This is a genomic window from Bradyrhizobium rifense (assembly GCF_008123425.1).
In the GTDB taxonomy this organism is placed as follows: domain Bacteria; phylum Pseudomonadota; class Alphaproteobacteria; order Rhizobiales; family Xanthobacteraceae; genus Bradyrhizobium; species Bradyrhizobium rifense.
On sequence record NZ_VSSS01000127.1, the window covers coordinates 1 to 2210 of the forward strand.

The 2210-nt window shown below is 64.9% G+C and carries 1 protein-coding gene; it reads left to right on the forward strand.

The features are described 5' to 3' along the window. Positions 1-177: 177 nt before the first annotated feature. Positions 178-2210 (forward strand): methyl-accepting chemotaxis protein (locus FXB40_RS47390; RefSeq protein WP_187437632.1); only part of this gene is annotated, 2033 nt, incomplete at its 3' end.

Below are 2210 nucleotides of genomic sequence, written 5' to 3' on the forward strand. Positions count from 1 at the left end.
GGCGAATATCCGGGCGGCGTAGGGGCCGGATCGGGCTACGCCGCGTCACCTAACCGCAAGTTGCGACGCGGTAAATTTACCGCAGCTTATCCTTTGCCATTTACCGTGCATTCGAGTCGGGGAGCGGGCTGCTTCCCGGCTGCGCCTGGTTTTCCGCGAATGGAATGGGGTGGGGGAATGTCCGTGAAGTCGAAGCCGAGCTCGTCGAAGCTCTTCACCTTGCGTTTTCGTGCAAAAATCATCCTCGGCTTCGTGGCGGTGCTGGCCATCCTCGCCGTCAGCATGGCATTTGCCTATTTCGGCTTCGAGCGAATCGCGGGCGCCGTCGCGTCCTACCGGACCAGCGTGGCGGAAGCCGACCTGGCGCGGACCATCGATCGCGAATTGATCAGCTATCAGGGGCTGACCCGGGCCTACACGCTGACCGGCGCCGCGGACGACGAAACCGCGGCCAAGGCGGCCGAAGAGAATCTGAAGGCAGCGATCGCCAAGTCGATGTCTGCCACGACTGGCGCGGCGCGTCGCGAGCAGGTCGGCAAGCTCGAGGTCGATTTCCAGCGCTTCGCAAAGGTTTTCGGCGAGATCATCACGCTGACGCGCGAGAACAACAAGATCGCGACTGATGAGTTGAACAGCGTCGGTAACAAGATTCGCTTCAAGTTCGACGACCTCGCCGATACTGCGGCGCTCGCCGGGCTCGCATCGGTCCAGACCACGGCCAAGGACATCACCTCGCAATATCTCGCGGTCTCCACCTCGGTCAGCGCCTTCGTCGCCAAGCCGGAGCCGAAGACCGCCGACGGCGTGGTCGCCCGCATCAAGTTCCTGGAGACACTGCTGGTCTCGATCTACGCCAACGACCAGAAGATCACCGACCGCGTCACCGAGATCAGCGGTCTGCTGAAGCAGTACCGCACGTCGTTTGCGAAGCTTTCCGACAACGTGAAAATCATCGTCAAGTCGAACGGCGAGATGACCAAGACGGCCGCGTCCATTCTCAAGCTCTCGGGCGAGTTGCGGTCGGACCTGTCGGCCGATCAGCAGCGGATCGAGGCGAGCGCTAATGTGACGATCGGGGAAACCGAGCGGCTGATGCTGATGCTGGCGCTGGGTGGTCTTGCCATCGGCGCCGTGCTGGCCCTTATGCTCGGCAATGGCATCTCGCGGCCGATGATCGCGATGTGCAAGGCGATGCGCGAGCTTGCCTCGGGCAATTTCGATGTCGTGCTGCCTGGCCTCGGCCGCAGGGACGAGATCGGCGAGATGGCCGGCGCGGTCGAGGAGTTCAAGGTTCAGGCCGTCGCCAAGGCCGAGCGCGATGCCGCCGCCAGCGAAGCCCAGAACAGGGAGCAGGCCGCAAGCCGCCGCGGCGAGCTGATCCGCTTTGCCGATGATTTCGAGAGCGCCGTGGGCGCTATCGTCTCCAACGTCTCGGCCTCCGCCGTGCAGCTCGAATCCTCGGCCTCCACGCTGACCCGCACCGCCGAGACCACGCAGACCCTGTCGAGCCAGGTCGCCGGCGTCTCCGAGCAGGCCTCCAGCAACATGCAGTCGGTCGCAACCGCGACGGAAGAGCTGTCGGCCTCGGTCGAGGAAATCGGCCGCCAGGTCCGAGACTCCAGTCGCATCGCCGAAGCTGCCGTGGTGCAGGCCAGGGAGACCGACGGTCGCATCGGAAAACTGTCGCATGCCGCCCAGCAGATCGGCGAAGTCGTCAAGCTGATCACGGCGATCGCCGAACAGACCAACCTTCTCGCGCTCAACGCCACGATCGAGGCGGCCCGCGCCGGTGACGCCGGCCGCGGCTTTGCGGTGGTCGCGAGCGAAGTGAAGTCGCTGGCGAGCCAGACCGCGAAAGCCACCGACGAGATTTCCTCGCACATCACGGGCATGCAGGGCGCCACCGCCGAATCGGTCGCCGCGATCAAGGAGATCGGCGCGACCATCGGCCAGATCTCGTCGATTTCGACCTCCATCGCCAGCGCAGTGGAAGAGCAGGGCGCGGCGACCCAGGAGATCGCCCGCAGCGTCCAGACCGTCGCCCAGGGCACCCAGACCGCCGCCACCGATATCGGCCAGGTCAACCGCGGCGCCGCCGAAACCGGCTCGGCCTCGGAAGAGGTGCTGAATTCCGCCAAGACACTATCGAGCGAAAGCACCCGGCTGCGCGCCGAGCTCGATCGGTTCATGGCGAATATCCGGGCGGCGTA